1 pseudogene is annotated in these 309 nt (G+C 58.6%); it reads right to left on the bottom strand.

Going from position 1 to position 309, the window contains the following annotated elements:
• Positions 1-175 precede the first annotated feature (175 nt).
• Positions 176-309 (bottom strand): annotated as a pseudogene (gene purU, locus AAE029_RS36275) (formyltetrahydrofolate deformylase); the annotation flags it as partial.

Here is a 309-nt window from a genome sequence, read left to right as displayed (position 1 = left end):
GCATGTCGCGCAAAAGTGTGCAGCGGTTTTGCGGCAACGACATGCATAAAAACAAAAGTCTAGAGCCTATCGTGTGAATCTCCTTTCACGCGACAGGCTTTAGGCAAATAAGTGGGACCTTGCCAGCGGCAAGCGCCATAACCTACGGGAAAAAGGCGGTTTTCAGGCCTTCGGATCAGCCCATGCGCTCCGAGGCATAGCTGCCCGGGCTGGCCGGGAAGACGATGGTGCGATTGCCGTTCAGGAAGACGCGCCGATGGATATGGGCGTGGATGGCGCGCGCCAGCACCTGGCTTTCGACGTCGCGGC

The sequence above is a fragment of the Sinorhizobium sp. CB7 genome (assembly GCF_041357635.1).
Lineage (GTDB): Bacteria > Pseudomonadota > Alphaproteobacteria > Rhizobiales > Rhizobiaceae > Rhizobium.
The sequence above is the reverse complement of the archived record's forward strand: the minus strand, read 5'-3'. Positions and strand labels throughout refer to the sequence as shown.